The organism is Schaalia sp. 19OD2882 (assembly GCF_018986735.1).
Lineage (GTDB): Bacteria > Actinomycetota > Actinomycetes > Actinomycetales > Actinomycetaceae > Pauljensenia.
In genome coordinates, this window is sequence record NZ_CP065521.1 from 237,370 (window position 1) to 262,703 (window position 25,334).

General features: G+C 68.5%; 22 protein-coding genes and 1 tRNA gene. 10 read left to right on the forward strand and 13 right to left on the reverse strand.

The window, feature by feature from the left end; genetic code table 11:
* Nucleotides 1–16: 16 nt before the first annotated feature.
* From I6B53_RS00985 to I6B53_RS01025, 9 genes are all read right to left on the reverse strand, one after another.
* Nucleotides 17–1,210: an ABC transporter ATP-binding protein gene (locus tag I6B53_RS00985; protein WP_216764439.1), complete on the reverse strand. Its 1,194-nt coding sequence runs from the start codon at nucleotides 1,208–1,210 to the stop codon at nucleotides 17–19.
* Nucleotides 1,200–3,773, reverse strand: a complete 2,574-nt coding sequence (locus I6B53_RS00990; protein WP_216764440.1) for an extracellular solute-binding protein — start codon at nucleotides 3,771–3,773, stop codon at nucleotides 1,200–1,202. The genes I6B53_RS00985 and I6B53_RS00990 overlap by 11 nt, the downstream gene beginning before the upstream one ends.
* A 68-nt stretch (nucleotides 3,774–3,841) precedes the next feature.
* Entirely contained in the window at nucleotides 3,842–5,224 is a 1,383-nt protein-coding gene (locus I6B53_RS00995; protein WP_216764441.1) for an MFS transporter, read from the reverse strand.
* Nucleotides 5,225–5,371: 147 nt separating this feature from the next.
* Nucleotides 5,372–6,061 carry a response regulator transcription factor gene (locus I6B53_RS01000; protein WP_216764443.1) on the reverse strand — a complete coding sequence of 230 codons (690 nt, stop codon included), beginning with the start codon at nucleotides 6,059–6,061 and terminating at the stop codon, nucleotides 5,372–5,374.
* A complete protein-coding gene (locus I6B53_RS01005; RefSeq protein WP_216764444.1) occupies nucleotides 6,058–6,846 on the reverse strand; it encodes a sensor histidine kinase KdpD in 789 nt (262 codons plus the stop codon). The genes I6B53_RS01000 and I6B53_RS01005 overlap by 4 nt, the downstream gene beginning before the upstream one ends.
* Before the next feature lie 64 nt (nucleotides 6,847–6,910).
* Nucleotides 6,911–7,276 carry a thioredoxin gene (trxA, locus tag I6B53_RS01010; protein WP_216764446.1) on the reverse strand — a complete coding sequence of 122 codons (366 nt, stop codon included), beginning with the start codon at nucleotides 7,274–7,276 and terminating at the stop codon, nucleotides 6,911–6,913.
* Between the two features lie 127 nt (nucleotides 7,277–7,403).
* Complete coding sequence (locus tag I6B53_RS01015; RefSeq protein WP_216764447.1) at nucleotides 7,404–8,108, reverse strand: TetR/AcrR family transcriptional regulator; 705 nt, start codon at nucleotides 8,106–8,108, stop codon at nucleotides 7,404–7,406.
* Nucleotides 8,109–8,176: 68 nt separating this feature from the next.
* Complete coding sequence (locus I6B53_RS01020) at nucleotides 8,177–8,614, reverse strand: (deoxy)nucleoside triphosphate pyrophosphohydrolase (protein WP_216764448.1); 438 nt, start codon at nucleotides 8,612–8,614, stop codon at nucleotides 8,177–8,179.
* 81 nt (nucleotides 8,615–8,695) lie between these two features.
* Nucleotides 8,696–8,766 (reverse strand) — tRNA-Gly (locus tag I6B53_RS01025).
* 234 nt (nucleotides 8,767–9,000) lie between these two features.
* Here I6B53_RS01025 and I6B53_RS01030 point away from each other — a divergent pair.
* From I6B53_RS01030 to I6B53_RS01040, 3 genes are read left to right on the forward strand one after another with little or no spacing between them, the layout of a single operon-like run.
* Nucleotides 9,001–10,101, forward strand: a complete 1,101-nt coding sequence (locus I6B53_RS01030) for an efflux RND transporter periplasmic adaptor subunit (RefSeq protein WP_216764449.1) — start codon at nucleotides 9,001–9,003, stop codon at nucleotides 10,099–10,101.
* 3 nt (nucleotides 10,102–10,104) lie between these two features.
* Entirely contained in the window at nucleotides 10,105–11,073 is a 969-nt protein-coding gene (locus I6B53_RS01035) for an ABC transporter ATP-binding protein (RefSeq protein WP_216764450.1), read from the forward strand.
* On the forward strand, nucleotides 11,070–12,473 hold the full coding sequence (locus I6B53_RS01040; RefSeq protein WP_216764451.1) for an ABC transporter permease: 1,404 nt from the start codon (nucleotides 11,070–11,072) through the stop codon (nucleotides 12,471–12,473). The genes I6B53_RS01035 and I6B53_RS01040 overlap by 4 nt, the downstream gene beginning before the upstream one ends.
* Nucleotides 12,474–12,491: 18 nt before the next feature.
* Here the strand turns inward: I6B53_RS01040 and I6B53_RS01045 are convergent, their stop codons facing one another.
* Nucleotides 12,492–14,129, reverse strand: a complete 1,638-nt coding sequence (locus I6B53_RS01045) for an ATP-binding cassette domain-containing protein (protein WP_216764452.1) — start codon at nucleotides 14,127–14,129, stop codon at nucleotides 12,492–12,494.
* Nucleotides 14,126–15,562, reverse strand: coding sequence for an ABC transporter permease (locus I6B53_RS01050; RefSeq protein WP_216764453.1), 1,437 nt, complete (start codon nucleotides 15,560–15,562; stop codon nucleotides 14,126–14,128). The genes I6B53_RS01045 and I6B53_RS01050 overlap by 4 nt, the downstream gene beginning before the upstream one ends.
* 128 nt (nucleotides 15,563–15,690) lie before the next feature.
* On the opposite strand from I6B53_RS01050, the gene I6B53_RS01055 reads away from it, so the two are divergent.
* Nucleotides 15,691–16,341 carry a TetR family transcriptional regulator gene (locus I6B53_RS01055; RefSeq protein ID WP_216764454.1) on the forward strand — a complete coding sequence of 217 codons (651 nt, stop codon included), beginning with the start codon at nucleotides 15,691–15,693 and terminating at the stop codon, nucleotides 16,339–16,341.
* 49 nt (nucleotides 16,342–16,390) lie between these two features.
* Here the strand turns inward: I6B53_RS01055 and I6B53_RS01060 are convergent, their stop codons facing one another.
* The gene (locus I6B53_RS01060; protein WP_367880388.1) at nucleotides 16,391–17,326 is read right to left on the reverse strand and encodes an A/G-specific adenine glycosylase; all 936 of its coding nucleotides are present in this window, start codon (nucleotides 17,324–17,326) and stop codon (nucleotides 16,391–16,393) included.
* 170 nt (nucleotides 17,327–17,496) lie between these two features.
* Here I6B53_RS01060 and I6B53_RS01065 point away from each other — a divergent pair, with 170 nt between their 5' ends.
* The 6 genes from I6B53_RS01065 (at nucleotide 17,497) to I6B53_RS01090 (ending at nucleotide 22,802) form a co-directional block, all read left to right on the forward strand.
* On the forward strand, nucleotides 17,497–18,192 hold the full coding sequence (locus I6B53_RS01065; protein ID WP_253953910.1) for a TM2 domain-containing protein: 696 nt from the start codon (nucleotides 17,497–17,499) through the stop codon (nucleotides 18,190–18,192).
* A 179-nt stretch (nucleotides 18,193–18,371) separates the two neighbouring features.
* Nucleotides 18,372–19,133, forward strand: coding sequence for a TM2 domain-containing protein (locus I6B53_RS01070; protein WP_216764456.1), 762 nt, complete (start codon nucleotides 18,372–18,374; stop codon nucleotides 19,131–19,133).
* Nucleotides 19,134–19,309: 176 nt separating this feature from the next.
* Nucleotides 19,310–19,657 (forward strand): TM2 domain-containing protein, encoded by a 348-nt coding sequence (locus tag I6B53_RS01075; RefSeq protein WP_216764457.1) that lies wholly within the window; start codon nucleotides 19,310–19,312, stop codon nucleotides 19,655–19,657.
* A gap of 176 nt (nucleotides 19,658–19,833) precedes the next feature.
* On the forward strand, nucleotides 19,834–20,415 hold the full coding sequence (dcd, locus tag I6B53_RS01080) for a dCTP deaminase (protein ID WP_216764458.1): 582 nt from the start codon (nucleotides 19,834–19,836) through the stop codon (nucleotides 20,413–20,415).
* The gene (locus I6B53_RS01085; RefSeq protein WP_216764459.1) at nucleotides 20,412–21,788 is read left to right on the forward strand and encodes a hypothetical protein; all 1,377 of its coding nucleotides are present in this window, start codon (nucleotides 20,412–20,414) and stop codon (nucleotides 21,786–21,788) included. Before dcd ends, I6B53_RS01085 begins: the two co-directional genes overlap by 4 nt.
* A 186-nt stretch (nucleotides 21,789–21,974) precedes the next feature.
* The gene (locus tag I6B53_RS01090; protein ID WP_216764460.1) at nucleotides 21,975–22,802 is read left to right on the forward strand and encodes a hypothetical protein; all 828 of its coding nucleotides are present in this window, start codon (nucleotides 21,975–21,977) and stop codon (nucleotides 22,800–22,802) included.
* Between the two features lie 7 nt (nucleotides 22,803–22,809).
* On the opposite strand, the gene I6B53_RS01095 is transcribed toward I6B53_RS01090, so the two are convergent.
* The gene (locus tag I6B53_RS01095; protein ID WP_216764461.1) at nucleotides 22,810–25,284 is read right to left on the reverse strand and encodes a (Fe-S)-binding protein; all 2,475 of its coding nucleotides are present in this window, start codon (nucleotides 25,282–25,284) and stop codon (nucleotides 22,810–22,812) included.
* Nucleotides 25,285–25,334: the final 50 nt, after the last annotated feature.

Sequence of the window (25,334 nt, forward strand, 5' to 3'; positions counted from 1 at the left end):
ACGGCACCCGCCCTCGTCAACGGGCCGAAGGAAGGACCCAGCCCCCGCGGAACTCGACATCCACATGAGCCCCCACATCGAAGGGGGAGGAGGTGTCGGGATGACGCACGACCAGGGTCCCCATCTGCGTCTCCACGTCGTAGGACATGTGCGAGCGCACGAAGGAGGCGCCGATCACCTGCCCGTGGCGGCCGATGACGGAGTGGGCCGGGGCCCGGTGCATCTCGATGTCCTCCGGGGGAATGGAGACGAGGGCGGGACCCCGGGCCACCCCGGGCCCGGCGGCGAGGTGGAAGGCCGCTGTGCCGCAGCGGACGAGGGCGATCACGTCACTCCTGTCACCCGCCGCCCCCGACCCGTCCGGGCAGGAAGTCGCCACCGACTCCACTGTGGCGGCCAGGATGTTCGGGATTCCCATGAGGTGAGCAGCCTCCGGGGAGGCCGGACGTGCGTAGAGCTCGCGAGAGGCGCCGATCTGCAGGCACCGACCCTGGTCGAGCAGCATGATCCGGTCCGCCACCAAGCAGGCTTCCTCGACGTCGTGGGTGACGTACAGGACCGACGAGCCCAGGCGCCCCACTTCACGTACCAGGGCCGCACGAATCGACGAGGCCACGGCCGCGCCGACGTGGGCCAGGGGCTCGTCCAGCAACAGCACGGGCGGGCGGCGCACCAGGGTCCGCGCCAGTGCGACCCGTTGGGACTGGCCGCCCGAAAGCTGGTGCGGGCGCCGACGCGCAAGGTCGGCGACCCCCATGCGCGCCATGGTGGCATCGACCAGGTCCGCCCGGTGGCGCGGCGACAGGTTGGAGCCGTCCAAGCCGAAGGCGATGTTGTCGCGCACGGTCATGTGCTGGAAGAGCGCCCCCGACTGGAAGACGAGGCCCGTGGGCCGCTGCTGAGCTGGCCGGTTGCTGATGTCGACGGCATCGACCTCGATCCTTCCCGCATCGCACGGGACCAGGCCGGCGAGCACCTGCAGCAGGGTCGACTTGCCGCATCCGGACGGTCCGACGACGGCCAGGATCTCCCCGGCGCGCACCTCGAAGGACAGGTCGGCCAGGATCCGACCCGCCCGGTGGAGGGCGAGGCGGTGGACCCGCAGGCGCACCGGCGCCGGGGGCTCCGGGCGCATCTGCCCCGGGGTCGAGGGCGCCCCGGGGTGCGGCGTGGCCCCGTGGCCGAGGGCGGGGCCGGCTTCAGCGAACATGGGGCATTCTCCGAGTGGTCGACGCGACGGCGACCAGGGCCGTCCCGATCATGGCCAATGCGCATGCGCCGCCGAGGGCGCCCAGGACGAAAACTCCCTCCGGGTCGCCATGACTGCCCAAGGGCACCAGTGCCACCGGCGGGAAGGCCGACCCGATGGGCACGACGAACACCGACGGGGCGCTCATGCACATGATGAGGGCGCTCAGGGCTGCGATGGCCGCGACCAGGCGCCCTCGTGCCGCAGGAATGAGGATGTCCAGGGTCACCCGCAGTGCCGAGGCGCCCGCGTCACGGCCCACGGCCGCCGCCTCCCGCGTGCCTGCCAGCGCGAAACTCATGAGGAAGTGCGCCGCAGGAACCGACAGGATGAGGTTGGCCAGCAGGACGGCGACAAGGCCGCCACCGGGTGAGCCCGCGCCGACCAAGGGCGGAAGCAGCGTGCGCTGCCCCACTGACACCGGGTAGGAGTGCACCGAGTGGATGAGCACCCCACCCGCCACCGGCGAGGCGAAGAGCAGCGACAGGAAGGCAAAGGCCACCAGGCGCGGGTGCTGCCAGCGCACCCGCGCGGTGAGGAAGCCGATCAAGGCGGACACGGGAATGACGACGAGCAGCACAAGAGCGGATTCGCGCAGCGCCTCGGGTGCGGTTCGGGCCAAGGACCCGCTCAGTGCGCTGCGTGCGAATCCGAGGAGGACCATCGCCAGTGCCGCGCCGTCAAGGACCGCCAGTGCCAGGACGGGAAGAGCGACCAGGGCGCTCATGGGGCGCAGGAGTGCCGACGGGGTGCGGGCCTCTTCCACCGGTGCCGGTCGTGAGGCGTGATGCGACACGGCCCTGACGACCAGCGCGGCGGTCACCAGGGCGGCGCCCGCGAACAGGGCCGCAATGCCCAAAGGAATGGACGAACGCATTCCCGAGTTGAGTGCCGCGCGTGCGAAGGGGGCGAGATAGGGCTCGGCGCCGCCGTGTGCGCTGGTCGCGGACGTGTCGCAGGCGACCATGAGAGTCGTCACTGCCAAGGCGGGCGCCGCTGCGGAGACCAGTCGTGGCGCCAGCAGGCGCCGGGTGATCGACCACGGGCCCGCCCCCAGGTCGCAGGCGGCCTGCATCTCGATGCGCGTGAAGGAGGACAGGGCGAACCAATGGACGAGGACCGCGAAGGGTGTTGCGTTCAGGGCAAGTGCCAGGACCAGGCTTGCGCGCGAGAACGGGGGTGCGCCCAAGGCGATGAGCGCTTCCTCGACGACGCCCGCCGGGACCAGGGCCGGAAGCAGGCACACGGGCACCAGCAGCGCCACAGCGGGTGAGGACACTCGTGCGGCCAGGGCGAGCACGGCTCCCAGGAGTGTGGCGAGAAGTCCTGCGGCAAGGGCGGTGCAGCCCGTGCGCACACCCGTGGGCACCAGGTCGCTCCACTGGATCATCAGGTCGGCATCGGGCGAGGGCGCGGCCCCGAAGGTGCCCACGCCGGTGGCCTCGTCGGCGGGCCGGAGGGACGCAGGGCGGTCGGACGGCGGAGCGGCGAGCCCGCCTTCGTCACCCCCGGGGCCCCTGTCCGGCAGGTAGACCCGGTCGGTCCACTCGCGGATCAATGCCGATCGCCTGAGGGAGGACAGCGTCGGATCCATGCCGTGGACGGTGGTGTCCAGGGCGTCGAGGCGGGCGCTGATGTTGCTGGGCAGGCGGGTGCTCACGGGAGACTGGCCGGCCACCCCTGCGGCCAGGGCCTGGCCACGGTCGGAGACGACCTGCGCGAGGAAGTCCTGGGCAAGGGGAGAGGGGGTGGCGCGTTGGGGCAGTGAGACTGCGCCGATCTCGAATCCCGTCCCGTCGGAGGGATGGACGACTGCCACGGGGCGCCCCGCCTCGGCCTCGAGGCGGCAGTAGTTGTCGAAGGTGACGGCGGCAGGGGCTCGGCCGATGGCGACCAGGTGGGCCGGGTCGGTCCCGGAGTCGGCGTAGGTCAGGGTGTGGGTGTCGAGGCGGGCCAGGTAGGCCATTGCGGCGTCGGCTCCGCCGAGACGCTCGGCATGCAGGTTGAGCAGGGTCGCCGCCGTGCCCGAGGTCAGGGGCGCCGGAAGGGCAAGGGGCGTGGAGGAGGCGGCCAACTGTTCCCAGGAGGTGATGGGGCCGGCCTCGGGGGACAGGCACAGGGACAGGATTCCGCCGTAGACGCCGAACCAGCGCTCGGAGTGGAAGGCGGGCGGCAGGGCGGAGGTGTCCACTGCGGGGGCGGCACGGAGCAGGTGGAGTCTCTCGGCCTGGGCGTGGGCCTCGGCGGGGCCTCCCAGCCACACGTCGAACTCGGATTCGCCGCGTGTGGCCGTGAGCCGTGCCAGCGCCTCCGAGGTGGGGATGCGCACCACTTCGACCGTGTGCCCGGTGTCCTCCTCGTAGGTGCTCGCCAGGGTCCGGCACACGGATGCGGTGTTCGAGCACAGGACGACGAGGTCGGCGCGGTGGTCCGTGAGCAGCAGCAGGGGAGGGGTCAGGACGAGGCCGAGAAGCACCAGCAGGCCGCCCAAGGAGGCGACTCGGTGGGTTCTCGGGCGGCTCATCCGTCCACCGTAACGCCGGCGGCTCCCGAAAAGGGGGCCGCCGGCGCGTGGAGGGCCAGCAGGTCGGTTCAGTCGCGCGTCTGGTGTTCGACCATGAGTCGACGCTCGTCCTTGCCGACGACGAACATGAGGACAACGGCGACGACGGCCACTGCGACCAGGAAGCCGTAGGCGACGTTCCAGCCGAAGAACTCGATGAGGTAGCCGACGCCGGAGGAGGCAAGTGAGGCGCCCAACAGGTAGCCGAACAGGCCGGTGAAGCCCGCTGCCGTACCTGCGACATTCTTCGGTGACAAGTCGATGGCCTGCAATCCGATGAGCATGACCGGGCCGTAGATCAGGCCGCCGATGATGGCGATCAGCAGGTAGAACACGCCGATCGGTGCGCTGTGGGGCATGAGCCAGTAGGCGAGCAGCGCAATGCCGACACCCGTGAGGAACAGGATTCCGGCGCCGGAACGCCAACCCTTGAAGACCTTGTCGGAGACCCAGCCGCACAGCAGGGTGCCGATGATGCCGGCGCCCTCGTAGATGGCGAAGCCGAGGATGCCTTCCTTGACGTTGACCCCGTGGATCTGTTCGGTCAGGTACACCGGGATCCAGGACAGGACGCCGTAGCGCAGCGTGTAGATGAAGACGTTGGTCACAGCCAGCAGGACGACGACCCGGTTGGTCAGCACGTGCTTGAAGAGCATGTCCAGCCAGCCCGTTTCCTCGCCGGTGGTCTCGACCTTGGCGGGATCGTCGTGGAACTCCTCGATGGTGGGAAGACCCAGGGCCTCCGGGCGGTCGCGGATGAGGAAGAAGGCGAGGACGGCCACCCCCAGTGCGGCGATGGCCGGCACGGAGAACGCGGGGCGCCAGTCGGCCGCGTCGGTGGCGAAGTGCTCCAGGGCCCATGCGGACAGCAGACCGACTCCGGCTCCGCCGACGTTGTGGGCGCAGTTCCAGATCGAGGTCATCCACCCGCGTTCCGAGGTTGAGAACCAGTGGACGAGGACGCGGCCGCTGGGAGGCCAGCCCATGCCCTGGAACCAGCCGTTGATGAACATCATCACCGCGAAGACGCCGATGGAGGCCGACAGGACGGGGACATGGGCGATGAGCAGGTTCATCACTGCCGACAGTGCCAGGCCGATCGGCATGAAGTAGCGGGCGTTGGCGCGGTCGGAGAGCATCGCCATGAAGAACTTCGACAGGCCGTAGGCGAAGAGCACGGCATTGGCGACCACGCCAATGCCGGCGGCGTTCATGATGTCGTGCTCCTTGAGTATGGCCGACACCAGGGAAACGTTGTTCCGGATCAGGTAGAAGCCGGCGTAGCCGATGAAGATGCCCATGAAGGCGCTGATGCGCCAGTTGCGGTACATCGTGGGCACCAGTTCAGCGGCGACAGGGGGCGCTGCGGGCGGCGCCGACAGGAAGCCGAGTGAACGGCCTTTGGAAGACATCGTCGTCTCCTTCGTGGAAGAGCCCAGTGGGACCCTTCGATCGTGGCCCTGGGACGGTGACAGTCGGTGTGCTCCACGGTGACGTTCGGGAACAGGTTTGTCACCAAGTGCTGCGGCCCTGCCTCCGTCCTCGCTGGGGACGAGCCCTCAGGACGGGATCGACAAACGGTAGCCCCGCCCTCGCACCGACTGGACGACACCCGGATCCATCCCCGCGCGCTCCAACTGGCGGCGCAGGCGGTACACGGTCGACTTGATCATGTCGTGGGCGCCGGCGGCGTCACTGGTCGCCCACGCCTCGTTGAGCAGGTCCCGCCACGCCACGTCGGCGCCCGCATGGGCCGCCAGCACGGTGAGCACCCGCAGTTCGGTCGGGCTCAGGGAGATCGCGGCCCCCCGCCATGTGGCCCGTTGCATCTCGCTGTCGATGCGCAGATCCCCCAGGGACAGCGACCGGTGTTCCTCCGCCGGCAGCGTGCGGCGCACCACCGCCTGGGCGCGCAGGGCCACCTCGCGCGGGCTGAAGGGTTTGGTCACGTAGTCGTCGGCTCCCGCCTCCAGGCCCGCGATCCGGTCCTCCTCGTCGCCCAGTGCGGTCAGCAGGATGATCGGCACATGCGAACCCGCCCCGCGGATGCGTCGGGTCAGGTCGATCCCCGACCCCGTTGGCGTCATGACGTCCAGGATGACCAGGTCGACCCGGTGTGCGCGCATGTAGTCCCAGGCCCGGGCGGTGTTCGGGGCGGTCGCACACGTGAAGCCCTGGGTCTCCAGGGCGAAGGAGATGATCGAGAGCATCTGCGGTTCATCGTCGACGGCCAACGCGTGCGGACTCATTGCCCTCCTCCCGGCAGGACCACATGGACGACGGTACCGCGTTCGGGCAAGGAGTCGACCAGGATTCGGCCTCCGTGGGCCTTGACGATCCGTTGGGAGACCATCAGGCCGATGCCGGAGCCCCCCTGATGGGTGGAGCCGGTCTCGAAGGGGGCGAAGATCGCCTGCTGTTCGTCCTCGGGGATGCCGGAGCCGCGGTCCTCGACGGTGATCTGGGCGCCGCCGTCCTCAGTGCCGCTGACCGAGACGGTGACAGTCGTGTCGGGGTGGGCGTGGCGCAACGCGTTGTTCATGAGGTTCCACACGACCTGGCGCAGCATGGGCGCATTCGCACGGATCGCCAGCACTCCGCCGGTGGCGTCGACGTGGATGGGGGTGGCGGTGATGCGGCGCATCTCGCGGGCGGTGGTGGCGACGATGTCCCGCACGTCGACCACTTCGGTGACCAGGGAGCCGGCGGTGGAGAGTTTGAGGTCGGTGATGATCGACTCGGTGAGGTCGATGACCTGCTGGGTGTTCTGCGTGATCGTGTGGACGAAGTGGGACTGCTGGTCGTTGAGGTCGCCCGCCAGGCCTTCTTCGAGCAGCTCACCGGCGCCCCGGATCAGGGCCAGCGGGGTGCGGATCTCGTGGGCGATGACGGCCGGGCGGTTCGTGTGCACTCGCAGTTCTTCCTCGGCCGCACGGCGCGCCCGCTCACTGCGGCGCAGGCGCAGCCAGGTCGCCCACAGGGCCAGTGCCAGGACCACGGCGAAGGACCACCCGGCGATTGCTGGTGGGCTCATCGTCGGGTGGTCCTTTTCGTGTCCGGTGCGTCCGGTGCGTCAGCGGGTTTCCGGGGTTGTGGCGTCAGCCCTCGGAGGCGGAGGCCATCTCGGCGCGGACCTTGTCCATGTCGAGTTCACGGATCTGTTTGACGAGGTCCTCCAGGGCGGGGCCGGGCAGGGCACCGGACTGGCGGAAGACGGCGATGCCGTCACGGAAGGCCATGATCGTGGGGATCGAGGAGATCTGCGCTGCCATGGCCAGCTGCTGCTCGGCGTCGGTGTCGATCTTGCCGAAGACAATGTCGGGGTGCTTCTCGGAGGCGTCCTCGAAGACCGGGGCGAAGCCGCGGCAGGGCCCGCACCAGGTGGCCCAGAAGTCCACCAGGACGATGGAGTTCTCGGTGACGGTCTTCTCGAAGTTCTCGTTGGTCAGGGCGACGGTTGCCATGGATCGTTTCCTCGGATCGGGGTTCGGGGCTCTGTCCTTCGTGTCAACGACGGCCTCAAGGATCCTATTCCGTGTTCGCCGGCCGCACGAGTGGAAGGTTGGGTCCGGGCCGGTCCAGTGGCCGTGGTCAGTGCCGTACCGGGCAGCGCAGGAAGGCGCTGGAGCGGGAGCCGCTCGCGTGGGGTTGCGTGGGGGCGAGGGCGTCGTCCTCGTCCGTGGGTGCGGGTACGGGGACGAGGTCGGGGCTGACTCCCAGTGCGCGAAGCACGAAGGTTTCGACTGTGGCGATGCGCGCGGCCCGGGCCTTGCGTTCGGCGGGCAGGTGTTGGCCGGCAAGGGTGGAGTGGATGAGGGCGACGAGCAGCGCCGGGTCCTGGGTGGGGATGACCTGCGTCGACATGGCCTCTTCGAGGATGTCTCGGAGGATCTGGCCGACGATGTCGGCGTGCTCGTGCAGTTGTTCGGAGTTCGTGGCCGACATCTGCGAGCGCAGGTTGATGCCGGAGGCCAGGTGGAACTTGTCGGTGAGCTCCAGGTGGGAGTGCAGGTAGATGCGCAGTTTGGCGACCGGGTCGTCCTGGTCCGCCAGGGCTTGGCGCAGGTGGGTGGCGAATTCGGAGGTGGTCTGGCGCATGAAGGCCAGCAGCAGGACTTCCTTGTCCGCGAAGTGGTTGTAGACCGCGGTGCGTCCCACGCCGGCGCGGCGGGCGATCTGGGACATGGTGATGGTGTCGAAGCTCTGTTGGGACATGAGCTCGCTCAGGGCGTCGAACAGGCGCGTCTTGGTGAGTTCACGGTGGTCGCTCAGGGTGGTCCCGATGATCTTCGGCATGGGGACATTCTGACAGATGTGGCCCACCTGTCGTCACGCGGCCCATTGTTCCGGGCGGCCGCCGAATCTCATGGAAAGGGGAGGAGGGTGCGGCATGCGGTGGAGACTGCTTCGGCGATCGGCAGGTCGAGAGCCAGCCAAGGCAGGGAGTCGACTTCGCCGATGGGCACCCACCGCAGTTCCACATGGTCCTTGCCCGCGCGCGGGGCGGGGGAATCGGGGGCCACCTCGGCCAACCACACACCCATCCGGCGCCCCTGGAGGATCGGCCACCACTGCCCGTCCGGCCCCGGCACCTGCGCACCCAGCACGAGGTCGCAGCCCAGTTCCTCCCGAATCTCCCGAACCAAGGCCGCCACGGGGGCCTCGCCCTCCTCGACCTTGCCGCCGGGCAATTCGAACTGGCCACGCAGGGCCTGCGGATGGGCCCGCGCCGCGCAGAGCAGCCGGGTCGGGCGTGCAAGGGAATCGAGGATCGCGGCAGCGACGACAGGGCGTGGGCTCACTCCCCCGATCCTACGCGTGGCATGTGGGAAGGCCTCCGCCGTCGCGTGGCGACGGCCCTTGGGGCGGAAGTGGACTCTCTGAGCGGGCGACGGGAGTCGAACCCGCCTCTGAAGCTTGGGAAGCTTCCATTCTACCGATGAACTACGCCCGCAGGCCTCCCGCTGACGGGATACGCCGACCATGATAGCGGCATGTCAGCGGGGACGTCCACGCGAAGCGTCGGAGCCCCCGGGTCGCCGGCGAGAGCCGGCGGGGACGCCCCTGAGGCGCCCCTGATTTGACCCTGAATTCATTGTTGGAATTCGTTCCCGACAGTGGTGCTGGGCTAGCGTGATCGAGTCAACGTTGCTCAGAGACCCCAAACCGTGAAGTTGAGGAGTTGCAGATGGCCGCTCAGCCGGGCAGGTTCGGCACAGTGATGTCGATCGTGAAGACCCTGATCTGGGTGGTGATTGCCATCGCCCTGGTGAAGTTCGCGTTCTTCCCCGCCCAGATGCAGGAGAGCGCACAGTCCCTGGACCCGTCGGCGAATTTCGGGGAGCTGACGATCACCCCGGAGAAGGGCGACATCACGAACACCTTGAAACTCCAGGGGACCATCGAAGCCGACGCAGCAACCACCGCGCGCGCCACTCTGGACGGCGAGGTGACTGTCGTCCACGTCTCCGATGGCGCAGTGGTGGCTGAGGGGGATCCGTTGTTGGAGATCCGCAAGGCGATCCAGCCCGAGCCTTCCCGTGAGGTCAACCAGTCCGGCGAACCCATCCAGACCACCCCGGAGCCGACCTACCGTTACGACACGATCTACGCGCCCAGCGCCGGCACCTTGCGCATGAGCGCCCTGACGGGCCAGCACTTCTCGATCGGTGACACGGTCGCCACGGTGCAGCCCCCGACCTTCTCGGCCGTGGCGCCATTGAGCGCCGACCAGCTGTACCGCATCCAGTCGGCGCCCGAAACGGCGACGATCACCATCAAGAACGGGCCGGCTCCTTTCCAGTGCACAGGCGTCAAGTTGGGGACCCCCAAGGCCAACGGCGACAACCAGCAGGCCCGGCAGCCCCAGCAGCCGCAGGCCCCTGCCGAGTCCACGGACTCCACCGGCGTGAAGGCCACGTGTGCGATCCCGGCGGAGCAGAAGGTCTTCCCCGGCCTGCAGGTCAGCGTCGAACTGGTTGCAGGCAGTGCCAAAGACGTCCTCACCTTGCCGATCAGCGCCGTCGAGGGCCGCTTCCAGACGGGCTTCGTCTACAAGCCGGGTGAGAACGGCGCCGAGCCGACGAAGGTCCCGGTCAAGTTGGGCCTGACCGACGGCAAACGCGTCCAGATCGCCGAGGGCCTGGCGGAGACCGACGAGGTCCTGGAGTTCGTGCCGAACCAGAAGCAGGAAGAGCTGGACAAGCAGCGCGGCGTGACCGGGGGCGAGGGTGGAGGCACCCCTGTCGAGGGTGAACCCTTCGGCGGCGCGAGCGAGGGTCAGGGCTGATCGATGTCCTACGTGGAACTTGCGGGGATCACGCGCTCCGTGGTCCTGCCCGACGGGTCCGACCTGCACATCCTTCGTGGGGTCGACCTGACGGTGGATGCGGGTGAGAGAGTGTCGATCGTCGGCCGATCCGGTACGGGAAAGTCGACGCTGCTCAACATCATCGGAATGCTCGACAAGCCGAATTCCGGTTCGTACACGATCAACGGGCGTGACGCCGTGCGCTTGGGCGAGGGCCGCCGCGCCCGACTGCGGGGCGACACCTTCGGCTTCGTCTTCCAGCAGTTCAACATCTTCGCTGCGCGTACGGCGCTGGAGAATGTCGAAGTGCCTCTGCTCTACTCGATGGGCACGATGTTCTGGCGCCGTCGAGAGCTCTGTGCGGAGATGCTGGAGCGAGTGGGGCTGGGGGACCGCCTGGACTCCTACCCGGGCCAGATGTCCGGCGGTGAGCAGCAGCGAATCGCCATCGCCCGCGCCCTGGTGCGTCAGCCGAAGGTGATTCTCGCCGACGAGCCGACCGGCGCCCTCGACCCGAACACGGGCTCGGTCATCATGGAGCTGCTGGAGACGGTGGCGCAGGAGAACAATGCGGCGCTCATCACCATCACCCACGATCTCAACGTGGCCGCGCGCGCGGACCGCGTCATGCAGCTGGGGGAGGGGCGGCTGCACCTCTTGAGCGACGTGTCCTCGCTTCTGCACTTCTCGGGTGGGGCCGCAGAGACTTCCGACGGCGTCCTTCCCGGGCCGCCTCCCGCGCCCGTGGTGGACCGGGGACCCGGCCAGGGTGCCGGTGCCGACGAGGGCGGGGCCGCCTCGCCCGACGGGCAGGGCCAGGGTCCCGCTGCGCCCTCGGGGCGGGTGGCGATCACCCCGCCGAAGACCGGCCCACACGAGGGTGCGGCCGACGACCCCCACACGACTGTGCCCAGGTCATCCGGGCGTGCGAACCACGGAGGTGCCCAGTGATCGTCCTCAACATGATCCTCGGTCCCCTCGTCGAAGCCTGGGGCGAGGTCAAGGTCCAGAAGACCCGCGTCATCCTGTCCTTGGTCGGCGTGGTCGCGGCGGTGGCCGCGCTCTCGGTGGTCATGGCGCTGGGCGACCTCATGGTCCAGTCGCAAAAGGAGATCCTGGAGGCCTACAGCGGTCGCCAGGTGACTTTGCACCTCGTACCGCAAAAGGTCGCCGCCGACGGCGACGCCGAGTCACCGGAGCAGACCAATGTCCAGGACAGAATCACCCAGGACTTCATCGACTCGGTGGCGGGAGGCACGCAGAACTCGCAGGGCGACACGGACACGTCGAGTGCGCTCTCGACGGCGGACACCGGCAAGATCAACGATCCGGTGGGTCCGGCGATGCGTCAGGTGGCTGAGCGCTTCAAGATCCCCTACTGGTCCCGCAAGGTGCAGGGCCGTCTGGAGTTCCGCGAACTCAAGCAGGTCGAGGCGACCGGCATGTTCCGCGACAAGCCGGTGCCCACACCCATTTGGGGATTCCAGCAGCCGACGGTTTCCGCAGTGGATCCGGACTACAACGTGATCTTCCGTCTGCGTCTGTTGGCGGGCCGTTGGCTGCAGCCCTCGGACTCCCTGCCGCGTCTGACCCCGATCGTCATCAACGAGAACCTGTGGAAGCAATTCGGAAGCCCTGAGCTGGACAACGGTAGGCCGTGGGTCCTCACCGCAAATGACGACACGCAGTTGACCTACCGGGTGGTGGGCGTGGTGAAGTCCTCCTCGGAGTGGGAGGCTCCGGAGATCTACCTTCCCTACGAGGCGTGGCAGGTCATCAAGCCGAGCACCGACCAAGCCTACCCCGAGATGCTCGTGTGGAGCGGCCCGGACCAGGCCGACAGGGCCCGCTCGACCCTGCCGAAGGCGCTGGCCTCGGTCCTCGGTGAGGGGTGGACGGTCAGCGGAGACGGCGGCCAGGCGGGGGGCAGCAGTGATGAGGAGCAACTGGCCGGCTTCCGCATGGTTGTCAGCGTCATCGGCGGGATCGTCATCCTGCTGGGCGCCATGGGCCTGCTCAATGTCGCCATCGTCACGGTGCGTCAGCGGATCCGTGAGATCGGCATCCGCCGCGCCATGGGCGCCTCCGCGTTGCGCGTCTTCTTCGCGGTGTTCATGGAGTCGGTGGTTGCGACCTTCGTGGCGGGCATCATGGGTGTGGGCGTCGGCGCGGTGGCGCTGCGTTACATCCCGATCGAGTACTTGGGCATCTACTTGCAGGACGTGCCGGCATTCCCGATGTCGGCGGCCGTCATGGGGCTCGGGATCGCGGTGTCGGTGGGCGCCTTGTGCGGCATCATCCCGGCTCTTGCCGCCGTCAGGATCCGCCCGATCGAGGCGATCCGTTCCTGAATCCATGCCCGGGGCCGGTCAGGTGGACACCACTTGGCCGGCCTCCAGGCGCACCAGGACGTCGCATTGGGCGGCCTCCTGCGGGTAGTGGGTGGTCACGAGGATCCCGACTCCGCGGGCCGCGCTTCGCCGCAGTTCCTTCCACAGGTGCGCGCGTGAGAGCGAGTCCATGCCGGAGGTGGGTTCGTCCAGGACCAACAGCTGCGGGTCGTGCGAGAGTGCGCAGGCGACGGCCAGCCGGCGTCTGGCGCCCAGAGGCAGATCTCCCACCGCTGTGTCCGGGTCGATCCCTTCGGGGACGAGGGCGGCCAGGTCGGCCTTGTGGCGGCCCGCGAACACCGAGTGCATGAATTGCATGTTCTCCAGGACGGTCAGTGCACTGTACATGCCCAGGGCCTGGGGGACGTAGCCGACGGTGCTGCGGGCTCGACGAGTGGGGGCCCCGCCCAGCAATTCCACGGTGCCCCGGTCAGGTCGGTCGAGGCCGAGCAGCAGGCGGATGAGCGTGGACTTTCCTGCTCCGTTGCCTCCGACCAGGCCGACGACCTGCCCGGGTCGGACCTCCAGGTCGACGCCGTCCAGCGCGGTGAGGCCACCGAAGGTCTTGACGACGCCGTTGGCGCGGACGATCGGCTGGCGCGCACCCCGGTCCTGGCCCGGGGGTGCGCCTTCAGGTTCGTTGCCATCCGCCGTGGCCCGTCGGGCAAGGGTGGCGGGCTTTCGTGTCCTGCCTTTTGCGGCCGCATCCGCGTTCTCGTCCTTGCCGCCTGTACCGCTCGCGTCGGCATCCCCCGACTTTTCTGCCAGCAGGAAGGCAATCGTGGAGAGTTCCAGGTCCACGTGGGCGGCCTCGGCTCCGTTGAGCACCCGCGGAGCGCCGGAGGCGGCGCCCTTGGGAGCCGACGGGCCGGCGGGGGTCCACTCGTGTTGGGTGTGTCCTCGCTGCCAGACCCGGGGGTCGGGGTCGGGGGCCTGCCCGGGGGAGGCGGGCCTGGCCCACAGGCTGCCCGGAGTCAGGGCGATGACCTGGCCGGCCGTGCCGCTGGCCAGCAGGCGGCCGCCGTCGAGCAGCAGGACCTGGTCGGCACCTTCGGCCTCGTCCAAGTAGGTCGTCGAGACGACGACGCACGCCCCGTCTTGGGCCGCCTCACGGATGAGTCGCTGGACGACCTTGCGCGAGTCCGGGTCCACACCCGTGGTCAGCTCGTCCAGGAGCAGCAGGTCGGGTCGGTGGAACATGGCCATTGCCACCCCGAGCTTTTGTCGCATGCCTCCGGACAGGTGCGCGCCGACACGGTCGGCCGCCCCGGCCAGATCGGTGGCCTCGAGCAGCTCCGTGGTGCGGGTTGCGGCCTGCGTGCGCGTGAACCCGTGGGTGGCGGCGACGAATTCCAGGTTCTCGCGCACCGACATGTTCGGCCACACTCCGGAGCCCGCACTCTGGTAGCCGATGCGCGCCTGGGTCAGCTGCGCGGGGCATGTGATCCCGGGCAGGCGGCGCCCCTGGGGCCTGGCCAAGGTGCGCAGCAGCGTCGACTTGCCGGCACCGTCCCCTCCGACGAGGGCGAAGACGGTGCCCGCGTCGAAGGTGGCGTCCAGGTGGTCCACGGCCACCACCTGCCCGTGGGTGATCGTCAAGCCGTCGAGGCGAATCATTGTGTGGCCCCTCCTCGGCGAAGGCTGCGAGTCATGCGGATGATGGCTGCGCCGAAGACCACGAAGGCCATGACGCACAGGATTCCCAGTGGCATGGCGACTTCGGCCGGGCCGGCCCCCTTGAGCATGATCGCGGTGGAGGCCTTGGCGAACCACGTCAGCGGCAGGCAGTAGCCGATCCACCGCACCCACTCGGCCATGGATTCCAGCGGGAAGACGAAGCCGGAGAGCAGGGTCTGCGGCATGACGGTCATCATCGCCACCTGGATCGCCTGCCCCGTGTTCTGTGAGATCGAGGAGATGAGGATGCCCATCCCCAACACGACGAAGAGGAAGATGAAGGACAGCAGTGAGAACAGCAGCAGTGACCCGCGGAAGGGGACACCGAAGATCCACACCGCGGCCACGGTGATGATGCCCGCATCCAGCAGGGCCAGCAGAAGGTAGGGGGCGACCTTGCCGCCGATGATGGCGCCGGGGGACAGGGGCATGACGGCAAGCTGTTCCATGGTTCCCGCCTCGCGCTCGCGGGTCAGTCCGATGGCGGTGACGATGATGCCGATGAAGGCCAGGATCAGGCCGATCAGGGCCGGGATCATCACCCATGAGGTCTTCAGGTCCGGGTTGAACACGGTGGTGACCATCTGGTCCGTGTCCAGGCTGCTGATGTCCAGGGCGCTGGTGTCGGGGAACTCGGGCAGTTCCGGCAGGTCGGTGAGTTCGAGCAGTTTCCCGGAGGCCATGAGGTCGACGATCTGCGTGGGGTCGGGCAGGTTCGCCAGGGCCTGCGGGTCGGGAAGGGGCACTGTGCCGCGGGCAAGGGCGGTGGGGTCGCTTCGCAGGACCTGCAGGGTTTGGGCCAGGGATCGGAACTGCGCGGCGGAGGACTGAAGGCGTTCGAGTTGTTCGCGCACGCGGGGGGCCTCCGCGCGGACCTCGTCCAGGTGGGCGCGCGCGTCCTCGGCGGTGGCGCGGGCCTGCTCGGCCTGGGCACGCAGGTCCTCGATCCGGGTTTGGACGTCCTGGGACAGGACCTGCATCCAGGAAGCGGTGGCGGCCTGTGCGGCGAAGAGCTGGGAGCCGTCCACCCACAGGTGTGTGCGGGCGGCGATGGGGGTGGAGGTGTCGCTCTTTTCCGCACGCACGACGGCCACGTACTGGCCGCTGCGCATGAGCCCTTCGATGGCGGACTCTTCCAGATCCGCTTCGGTGGTGGTGATGACGAGGTCGTCGCGGGCGGCCTGGTTGTCCTTGAGTTCCTCGGCCAGGGAGTTGGCGGCGGGCCCGGTGACGAGGACGGAGGTGGATTCGACGGTGAAGTTCGCTGCGTATCCGAAGACGAGCAGCAGCATGAATGGCATGAACACGAGGATCGCGAGGGTCCTGCGGTCGCGGCGGAGTTCGCGGAACTCCTTGAGAATCATGGCGTTCATGAGACCCCCTCACCCTGATTTCGCCACGTGACGAAATCAGGGTACCACTCCGCCCTCGTCAATGGAAGAATCAACTGAAGGCACATGCGCGGATCCGTCGGGCCCGCACACGGGGAAGGGGGTGAGCGATGGGGAAGGACGCCAACGGCGCGCACCCCACACCGCCGACCGCGGGTCGCCCTCGTCGCGGCCCCAGGGGCGAGACCGCCGACCTGCGCGGCGCCATCGTGGATGCGGCGGTGGCGGAGTTCAGCGAAAAGGGGGTGCATGCGGCGACCCTTCGAGGAATCTCCGCCAGGGCCGGAGTGGCGCCGAAACTCATCCACTACTACTTCGGTTCCAAGGCGGGCCTGGCCAAAGAGGTGATGTCGCAGGTCTTCGTGTCCTCCGGCCTGGCCGACACCATTTTCGAGGCCGTCATGGGCGGCGCCGAACTGGGTGAGGCCTACCTGCGGACCGTCCTGAACTTCCTCGACGACACCGAGGCCGGGCGGGCCTACATCGGGCTGATCCGCTCGGTGGGAACCGACGAGGAGTCCCGGCAGATCCTCCTGGACTTCCTCGGAGGCGAACTCTTCGCCATGACCGAGGGCAGCGGGGCCAGGACGGAGGCTGAACTTCGCCTGCGCCTGACCCTTGCCGGATCGCAGATCCTCGGCATCGTCATGGCCCGCTACATCGTGGCCTTCGGTCCTTTGGCCGACGCCGATCCGGAGACGATCGTCCGCCTGGCCGGTCCGACCCTGAACCGCTACCTCACCGGGCCTCTGGAAGTCTGACCGAAGGGGGCCGCCGCGCCTTCGGACCTCACGCGATCCGGGCCCCGGGTCAGGGAAAGGTGACCGCCCCGGTCCCCGGATCCACCCTCACCAACCCATCGGCGTCCAGAGCCTCCAACACCCGTTGTGCCTGAGCGGGGTCGGCCCCCGGCAGGGTCGCGGCCTCCAGGGCCTCGGTCCGGGACAGTCCCGCGGTGCCTTCCGTCGCGTGGCGTGCGCGCAGAACCGCCATGACCTTGCCTCGCGCCTGACGATCCGTCCCCGCCCACGCCTGGGTGCGCAGCGGCGCCACCTGCCCCGGGAACCCTGCCCGCGCCCACCGACACCGGGCTCTCAATGGGCACCGGTTGCACGCGGGGCGGCGCTGGGTGCACACCAGGGCGCCGAACTCCATGAGATGCAGGTTCCACTGGGAACTCTCGCGACGATCCTCGGGAAGCAGGCGGGTCGCGTGGGCGACCTCGCCCGTGGAGGGCTGCCCGGAAGGCGCCGATCGCTCACCCAGGAACACCCGGTGCAGGACGCGGCGCACATTCGTGTCCAGCACCGGCACACGCTGCTCGAATTGGAAGGCCGCCAAGGCGCTGGCCGTGTAGGGGCCGATACCTGGCAGGGTCAGCAGCTCGTCGATGTCGGCGGGGACCTCGCCCCCGGGTCGGCGTCGGATGGCCTCTGCGCATTCGCGCAGACGCAGGGCGCGAGACGGGTACCCCAGGCGGTCCCAAGCGACCAGGACCTGCGAGGGTGACGCATCCGCCAAGTCGGCGGGGGTGGGCCAGCGCTGCATCCACTGCTCCCAGATCGGGCGTACGCGGGGGATCGGCGTCTGGTGGCTCATGACCTCGAAGACGAGACTTGCCCATGGGGACACCTCCGGTCGGCGCATCGGCAGATCACGGCCTTCACGGGCGAACCACCGGGACAGTGTCGCGGCAACCTGGTCGCGCAGGCCGGCACCTCCGCCGTCCTCGTCTGCATCCGGCACCCTGCCTCCTTCGCGTCTTCCTCCCGATCCATGTCCGGAAGGTGTGTCCAGATCCTATGAGGTCGTCGTCAACCCATCAGGGTGGCTTCAGGGCGGACCCCCATACCGGGCGTTGGCCGAGTGTGACACCATGGACAGGTAGTTTCTTCCAAGACCCGAAGGGGAACCCCGTGAGTTCGAACGATCCCGTCCAGCCCTCGACGCCCGAAGGGGCGCTTCCGGAGGTGCCCGCCGAACAGCAGGCGCCCGACTTGGGGCAGGGACTCGAGGCAGCCGCCGAGCAGGTGCCGACAACTGACTTCCAGGCAGAAGCCACCCCAACCGATGCCGCTCCCACCATTGGTGAGCCCACTGCGGCTGGTGAGCCCACTGCGGCGCCAACGGCCTTCGACCAGGGCTCATACGCTCAGGCGCCGTACGGGCAGTCCGCCGTGGACCAAGGCGCCCCGGCTCCGGCATTCGACCCCCAGGCCGGCTACGTGCAGGCCCCGTACGGCCAGAGCGCACCCGGGCAGGCGCCCTATGACCAAGCCGCATACGGGCAACAGCCCTACGGTCAGGCCGGTGCCCCCCAAGCGGCGTGGACCCAGCCCGCAGCAGGTCAGCAGCCGGTCTACGACCCGAGCGTGCAGCCGAAGTCCATGATCGCCGCTGCTCTTCTCGCCTTCTTCCTCGGAGCCCTGGGGGTCCACAACTTCTACCTCGGCAACACCGGAAAGGGTGTCGCACAGCTGCTCATCACCCTGCTGAGCTTCGGATTCCTGGGCTTCATCTCGTGGATCTGGTCGCTCATCGAGATGATTCTCATCCTCACGCGTTCGGGGAGCTATGCTTACGACGCCCGCGGCGTGCCGTTGGCAAGCTGACCCACCGATCGCACACCCAGTGGCAATCGTTCGCATCGGGGCCCGGACCGGCTGGTCCGTGCCCCGATGTCTGTCCGACGAACAATCATCCCGTGGTGCAGGCCACACTCCGCTTGCCCTTGGTGTGGATCATGGAACAATTGCCAGCGACACAGTGACTTTCTGAAGGAGCACTCCACATGAGCTACCCCGATCCCACTCAGCCGGGCCAACAGCCCCAGTCTCCCTACGGCCAGGCGCCCCAGTACGGGCAGCCCGGAGTCGATCCTGCGCAGGGGCAGCCGCCCCAGTACGGAGCCGTTCCGACCTACGGTGCGGCTCCGCAGTACGGTGCTCCTGCTGATCCGGCCCAGCAGCCTTCGCCTTATGGTGCAGCTCCCCAGTACGGAGCTCCGGCTCCGCAGGGCTCTCCCCAAGGTGGGGCTCCGCAGTACGGTGCGGCTCCCCAGTACGCCGCCGGCGCGCAGTACGGCGCTGCACCGCAGTACGGTCAGCCCCAAGCCGCTCCCTACGGCCAGCCGCCGACGGCCCCCTACGGCGCAGGTGCGCAGTACCAGCAGAGCACGCAGGTTTCACCCGCCTTCCTCGCCAATTTCTACGTGGGTTCGACCAGCCCGCAGCCGAAGTCCTGGATGGTCGCACTGCTCCTGTCCATCTTCCTTGCAGGTGTGGCCGCGGCCGACTTCTACCTCGGCTACACGAAGGTCGCACTCATGAAGATCGGCTTGGTCGTCGGTGGCTACATTGTGATCTTCATCGCGCCGCTGACGTACTTCCTCGGCGACCTGGTCGGCAACATCCTCTTCAGCCTGCTCGGCCTGGTGGGCTTCGTGGTCATGATGGCCGGCTTCGTCTGGAACATCTACACCTTGGCGATGATTGCCATGAAGAAGGCTCCTTACGCCGCCGATGCGAATGGCACACCCTTGGTCCAGAACTGACCACAGTTCGAGCATCGAAAGGTGGGGGCGGCCCGGGCGGGCCGCCCCCTTCGCCGTGTCCAGGTGCAGGTCAAGGAGTGTTTGCGAGGCCCCCTGTGACATGTTGCACTGGAACCGACCTCCCAGTTCCTATACAGTCTCCCGTGAACGTCATCCCATCACGCAAGGAGTGAATCATGACCGCCCCCGTTCCCGGACAGCCCCCTGCCAAGTCCCATGTCGTCGCCATGCTGCTCGCCTTCTTCCTCGGAGGCATCGGCGGAGCCGACTTCTACCTCGGCCACGTCAAGATCGCCATCTACAAGATCGTCGCGCTCGTCGTCGGCTATGCGTTCATCTTCATCGGCGGCATCATGGGCATCAACGTGGAGACCGGTCAGCCCAACATGGCCGGAGTCGTCATCTCGGGCCTGGGCATGCTCATCTTGTTCGCCGTGAGCATCTGGGTCTTCGTCACCCTGATCATGGTGATCCTGCGCAAGGGCATGTACGGCACCGACTCGAACGGCCAGCCGCTGGTCTGAGTCGAACACTGCGAGACCGGGGCCGGTTGCCGACGCGTCTGCGTCGGCAACCGGCCCCACCTCCATGCGCGCACGAAAGGCTGTCGCCGTCCTGTGCAGGCAGGGCACAACCCCACGGCCCTCATCCATGCACCCGCGGAGGCGAGGCCCAGCGCAGGCTGTGGAAGAATCGGAACATGCTGCTCAGCGACCGTGACATCGAAGCGGGACTGGACTGCGGACGGATCACCCTGGACCCGCTGGACCGTGGACTGGTCCAGCCTGCCAGCATTGACGTGCGCCTGGACAGGCTCTTCCGCCTTTTCGACAACCACCGCTATGCCGTCATCGACCCTGCCCAGGACCAGTCCGAACTCACGCGCCTGGTCGACGTCGGCCCGGACGAGCCCTTCGTGCTGCACCCGGGCGAATTCGTCCTGGGATCGACCTACGAGATGGTCACCTTGGCAGATGACATCGCCGCACGACTCGAAGGCAAATCCTCCCTCGGACGCCTGGGGCTGCTCACCCACTCCACCGCGGGCTTCATCGACCCGGGCTTCAGCGGACACGTCACCCTGGAGCTGTCGAACACCGCGACCATGCCGATCCTGCTGCACCCCGGGATGAAGATCGGACAACTCTGCTTCTTCGACCTGTCCTGCCCGGCAGCCCGCCCCTACGGGTCGGGAACCATCGGCTCGCACTACCAGGGCCAGCGCGGTCCCACAGCATCCCGTTCACACATGCGATTCACCAGGACACGGATCGAAAGATGACTTCCACCCCCGACACCACAGGTGCGCCGGTGCGCCGCTCCCTCAAGGAGAGGATGGCCCGGGCAGAAGCCCCGACCTCGACCACCTCCACTGCCGGAAAGACGCCGGGGAGGGCCAACGGCACCGGAGAACTTCCCGCCCTCGGAAACACCGGGGCCACACCCGTGGTCGCTTTCGACCCACTGACCTCGACGACGACCTCGTCCTCGGTGATCCTCACCGACACCACCACCAACGCCCTCGGCGCCCACGTCGTCCACGACCACGCCTTCCGCGTCGGCACCGAAGGGGATGTCGCCGCGGACCAGGCCGCCGCGCTGGTGGCCCCCCTGGAACGCACGGCACCCCTGGCTCCCATCGACCGCCACACCGCCACAGGCCACCACCTCTTGGCCGTCAACTCCACGGTGGAGCCCGATGAGCTCGAAGCGCTGGCCGTGTCGGTGTGGGAAGGGGCCGGTTGGACCGCCCCCGGCACGTTGCGGCTGAGCGGCGGAGCCCGACTTGAAGGCCCCTGGTCCCTGCCCACCGAATTGCGCAGGGAATTCGGGATTCCCGCCGAACAGGACACGGTGTGGTTGCTCGTGTGCGCGCCCAACCGCGCCCAGTTCCCTCCGCGCCCCAACCTCTTCGACCGGTGGGCCAACGCCTTCCCGAAAGGGGTTCCCTGTGGGGTCGAAGCCAAGATGCTGCTCACCATGGAGCGGATGGCCCGGCGGCTGGCAGGGACCATTCGGATCGCAGGCTCCGGCGTGCTCATCGAACCCGACCCGGATTCGGCGGTCTCCCTGACCGTGCATGCGCCGCGCTGGCTCGACCCCGAAGAGGCGCTGGCCCTTCTCGTCACCGAGTTCCCGGACACGATCGACGCCCGCGACATCGTCCCCGAACGCGGACACGCCATCCCCAAGCGCAGGGACCTTGAGCGTGTGGACGCAGTGCGCGAAGGCCTGCCCGAAGTGCCCGCCGAGGTCGCCCGGGCCATCGAGTCGGACCGACGGCGCGACCTGGAGGCAGGACAACTGCTCGACGGATACTCGCTGGTCACTCCCGTCGGAAACAAGTCCCGAATGGCCCTTGAGGTGCGTCCCGCCGGCGAGGTCGTTCCCCAGGCGCTGCGCTGGGAGACCTGGGCGTCCGGGCCGATCATCGAGTACAAACTGCGCTGGTTGCCTGCCGAGGGAGTCTCGGGTGCGCCCTCGTCCTCGGCCACCTCCAGCGCCGTGCCGGACGCACGGCACGGCCTGACCCGCGCCGCACGCCTGGAACGGGTACGGGCCGCCGCCGACATCGAACGCGCAGCCGCCCTGGTCCAAGGGGCGGTCGGTGGAGCCATCCTGGACGAGGACGGCTTCCTGGTGGGTCTTGGCTGACGGGGGCGATTTCCTCACCGGCCCCTCTTGTCGTCCAGGACCACTGCGACACGGCCACCAGGGTCCGCGTTTTCGCCCAGGGCGTGACGGCAGGACCGTGACCATCGCCCCGTCACAGACTGTTTCCAGCAAGTTTCCAGTTCCCATGGGTGGAATCGGAGATGCGAACAGCCGGAAGGGGGCGAGATGACCGTGGTGGAAAAGGACGCAGAGATCGTCGAGGTGGAACTCGTCTTCGAGGACGAGACGCCCCCGGCCGGCCCCTACGCCCAACGCGCGGACCGCACTGCGCCCTCGGCGGGCACGTCGAGGACATTCGACGCGACCACCGGCAGCGGCGAACCCGCCCCCGGGTGGCCGCAGGAAAGCACTCGGCGCGCCGACGGACTTCGCGCCCTGCCGTGGCGAGCCCAATCACTGGTGGCGGCCCTTGTGTTGACCTGCCTGGTCATGGTGCTGGCCCCCCTGATGGTCGCTGCGCGGCCGGTCGCCACCGTGGTGGTCGCGACTTCACTGGTCGGCGGTGGACTGTGGACGCTGTCCTCGACCCTGGTCCAACTGCTCCTTGGCCCCGTAGGGGCGGCGGCGTGCGTGGGCGCCACGCATGTGGTGCTGCGTCGGGGCTCCGACGCGGTGAAGCCCTGGGCGGTGCTGGTGGCAATGGGCCTCGCGTGGGTCGTCAACGGGCTGGTCGGCATGGCCACTCTGTGGTCCTCCGGAATGCATGTGAGTGCCTTGGCCTTCGCCGGCGCCGCCGCAACGGTGGCAGTGTCCGCGACAAGCGAACGCCGCCTGACCTTGGTGGCAGGCGTTGCCACCGTCCTGGACCTGACCATCTCGGCCTTGCTCGTCCTCACAGGGGCAGTCAGCGTCCTCGGGGCCACCACCAGCCTCACAGTGGGAGTCCTGTCCGCGGGCCTCGGCGTCCACGCGTGGAACCGGTGGGGCGCGCCGCTGGCCGATGGGCACCGCAGGGCTCACGCCTTCATGCGGGCTGCGGGCTTGCGTCCCTGACCGACGCTCAGCGATCGGCCGGTGCGCCGCCCTTGTCCGCTTCCGACGGGCCACCCTGGCCGCGCCTGACGGATTCGAGCAGCATGACTGCCACATCGCGGACCTCGGGCATGCGCACGGATGCGCCCCCCGCAGCCCCGCCCTCCTCCGAAGCGGCGGTGGAGGCGAAACCCGCCGAGGACCCGGTGGCCGAGCCCAACATCTGGGAGCAGAAGGGGCAGGCGGTGGCAACCACGTCGGCGCCGGTCTGCGCGGCCTCGACCATGCGAGCGTCGGCGATGCGGATGCCGCGGGTCTCCTCGAACCACGCGTGGGCGCCGCCTGCCCCGCAGCACATGGCGCGCTCGTGGTTGCGAGGCATCTCCACCAAGTCCACTCCCGGCAGGGCGCTGACCAGTTCGCGCGGCGGCTCGTAGACGCGGTTGTGGCGCCCCAGGTAGCAGGCGTCGTGGTAGGTGACCGTGCGACGCTGCTCCTCGGGAGCGGCCACCGGACGCAGCTTTCCTTCGCGCACCAGTCGGTTCAACAGTTGGGTGTGGTGCACGACCTCGAAATGCCCATTCAACTCCGGATACTCTCCGGCGATCGTGTTGAAGCAGTGGGCGCAACTCACGACGATGCGCTGCGCACGGGCCTCCTCCAAGGCGCTGATCGCCTGAGCGGCCAGCATCTGGAACAGGGGCTCGTTGCCGGCCCGGCGCGCCGGGTCACCCGTGCAGGACTCGCCCGAACCCAGGACCGCAAAGCTCACCCCCGCCGTGTGCAGCAGCTCGGCGACAGCAGCCGAGGTGGCCTTTGCCTTGTCGTCGAAGGCGCCGGCGCAGCCCACCCAGAACAGGTAGTCGACCTGGTCGGCGGACTCGACGTCCACACCGACCACCGGCACGTCGAAGTCCAGTCCCTTTGCCCAGTCCATGCGCTTGCGGGCCGGCTGGTTGTAGGGGTTCGCCTTGGACTCCATGCCGCGGAAGGCCCGTCCGAGCTCACGCGGGAACGCCGCCTCCATGAGGACCCGGTGGCGACGCAGGTCAAGGATGTGGTCGATGTGCTCGATGTCCACCGGGCACTGGTCCACACATGCGCCGCACATCGTGCAGTCCCACAGGACTTCCTCGCTGACCACGTCGGGCACCAGCGGACCCGCCACAGGCGCCACCCCGGTCTCGCCGGTGGCCCCGGCAGCCGACAGGGCCTGGACCAGGTCGAAGGAGTGAGGGCTCGGTTCAGCGCCCTTCTCCAGCAGCATACGGCCCTCGGATTCGATTTCCTCCAGGTGGTCCAGGCCCCCGGGGACCTCCCCGTCGGTCACCTCGCGCTGGGTGATCTCCAGGCGTGAGGCCGACTCGACATGGTCGCGCATCGACATGATGAGCAGTTTCGGGGACAACGGCTTGCGCGTGTTCCACGCGGGGCACAGTTCCTGGCACCGGCCGCACTCCGTGCACGAGTACAGGTCCAGCCGGTCCTTCCACGACAGGTCGGCCGTGGAACCGGCGCCCAGGACCGCGTCCTCGGGAAGGTCGTCGAAGACCTCCGGTGAGGTGACGATCCGCCCCTCCACCAGCATCGGCGCTGCAGGGCCCAAGGACTTGCGCCCGTCGGGACTGCGCCTGGTGAGCAGGTTCAAGAAGGCGGTGAAACGGTGCCAGGCGATTCCCATGGACGTCTGGGCGCCGACGACCATCATCCACACCATCGACACGCAGATCTTGAACAGGGACAGCACGACGATGGCATTGGCCAAAGTGGTCACGGACAGTGCCAGGCCCGACGGGCCGAGCAGCGTCCCGATCCAGCCGGTCAGGGGGAAGTGCCACCACGTGGCGGCGTCCTCGTGTGCGAGAAGGGATGCGGTCAGCGCATGGTCCAGTCCGCGCAACAGCACCACGCACACGCACACCAGCAGGACGACCCACTCGACGAAGAGCGCCTGCCACTTGGTCGAACCGAGGAAACGGGAGGCCGGCGCATCCGCGCGCCCGCCCCGTGGGGAGGTGAAGGAGCCGGCGGTCCCACCCTCGCCCTTGCCCGAGGCGGACAGGGCAGCCTCCTCGACGCTGCCGTACCCGGCGCGTGCGCGTACGACCATGAGGAGGACCATGGCGGCACTTCCCGCCCAGGCCAGCGCCTCCACCATCCACTCCCACAGCGGGAAGCGGCCGATCAGGGGCAGCTGCCACAACTGGTCGCGCAGGTGTGCATAGGCCGAGACCAGGGTGAGGAACAACAGGACGAAGGAGACCATGACCAGCCAGTGCGCCGCCCGCACCCACGGGCGCGAGCGGAACTCGCGATGGGTGAGCACCGTGGTCACCAGCGACCGCACTCGCCGCCCGAAGTGGGCGAAGCGACCGGGTTCGCTGTGACCGGCGGAGATCTGCCGCCACAGGTGCCAGGTGCCGCGGCCCAGGGACAGCAGACCGAAGGCACTGACGAAAAGGGCGAGCACCCAGCTGACGACTGTGAGGATCGGCGTGGCCATTCCACCTCCTGGTCGGCGGGTCGGCGGGTGGGTGGGGAATGCGCCCATTG

Coding starts and splice junctions, on each gene's coding strand:
- I6B53_RS01055 (WP_216764454.1), top strand. CDS start 15,691: ATGGGGAAGGACGCCAACGGCGCGCACCCCACACCGCCGACCGCGGGT.
- trxA (WP_216764446.1), bottom strand. CDS start 7,276: ATGGCAACCGTCGCCCTGACCAACGAGAACTTCGAGAAGACCGTCACC.
- I6B53_RS01035 (WP_216764450.1), top strand. CDS start 10,105: ATGTCCTACGTGGAACTTGCGGGGATCACGCGCTCCGTGGTCCTGCCC.
- I6B53_RS01000 (WP_216764443.1), bottom strand. CDS start 6,061: ATGAGTCCGCACGCGTTGGCCGTCGACGATGAACCGCAGATGCTCTCG.
- I6B53_RS01005 (WP_216764444.1), bottom strand. CDS start 6,846: ATGAGCCCACCAGCAATCGCCGGGTGGTCCTTCGCCGTGGTCCTGGCA.
- I6B53_RS01050 (WP_216764453.1), bottom strand. CDS start 15,562: ATGAACGCCATGATTCTCAAGGAGTTCCGCGAACTCCGCCGCGACCGC.
- I6B53_RS01095 (WP_216764461.1), bottom strand. CDS start 25,284: ATGGCCACGCCGATCCTCACAGTCGTCAGCTGGGTGCTCGCCCTTTTC.
- I6B53_RS01085 (WP_216764459.1), top strand. CDS start 20,412: ATGACTTCCACCCCCGACACCACAGGTGCGCCGGTGCGCCGCTCCCTC.
- I6B53_RS01075 (WP_216764457.1), top strand. CDS start 19,310: ATGACCGCCCCCGTTCCCGGACAGCCCCCTGCCAAGTCCCATGTCGTC.
- I6B53_RS01030 (WP_216764449.1), top strand. CDS start 9,001: ATGGCCGCTCAGCCGGGCAGGTTCGGCACAGTGATGTCGATCGTGAAG.
- I6B53_RS00995 (WP_216764441.1), bottom strand. CDS start 5,224: ATGTCTTCCAAAGGCCGTTCACTCGGCTTCCTGTCGGCGCCGCCCGCA.
- I6B53_RS00990 (WP_216764440.1), bottom strand. CDS start 3,773: ATGAGCCGCCCGAGAACCCACCGAGTCGCCTCCTTGGGCGGCCTGCTG.
- I6B53_RS00985 (WP_216764439.1), bottom strand. CDS start 1,210: ATGTTCGCTGAAGCCGGCCCCGCCCTCGGCCACGGGGCCACGCCGCAC.
- I6B53_RS01045 (WP_216764452.1), bottom strand. CDS start 14,129: ATGATTCGCCTCGACGGCTTGACGATCACCCACGGGCAGGTGGTGGCC.
- I6B53_RS01090 (WP_216764460.1), top strand. CDS start 21,975: ATGACCGTGGTGGAAAAGGACGCAGAGATCGTCGAGGTGGAACTCGTC.
- dcd (WP_216764458.1), top strand. CDS start 19,834: ATGCTGCTCAGCGACCGTGACATCGAAGCGGGACTGGACTGCGGACGG.
- I6B53_RS01070 (WP_216764456.1), top strand. CDS start 18,372: ATGAGCTACCCCGATCCCACTCAGCCGGGCCAACAGCCCCAGTCTCCC.
- I6B53_RS01015 (WP_216764447.1), bottom strand. CDS start 8,108: ATGCCGAAGATCATCGGGACCACCCTGAGCGACCACCGTGAACTCACC.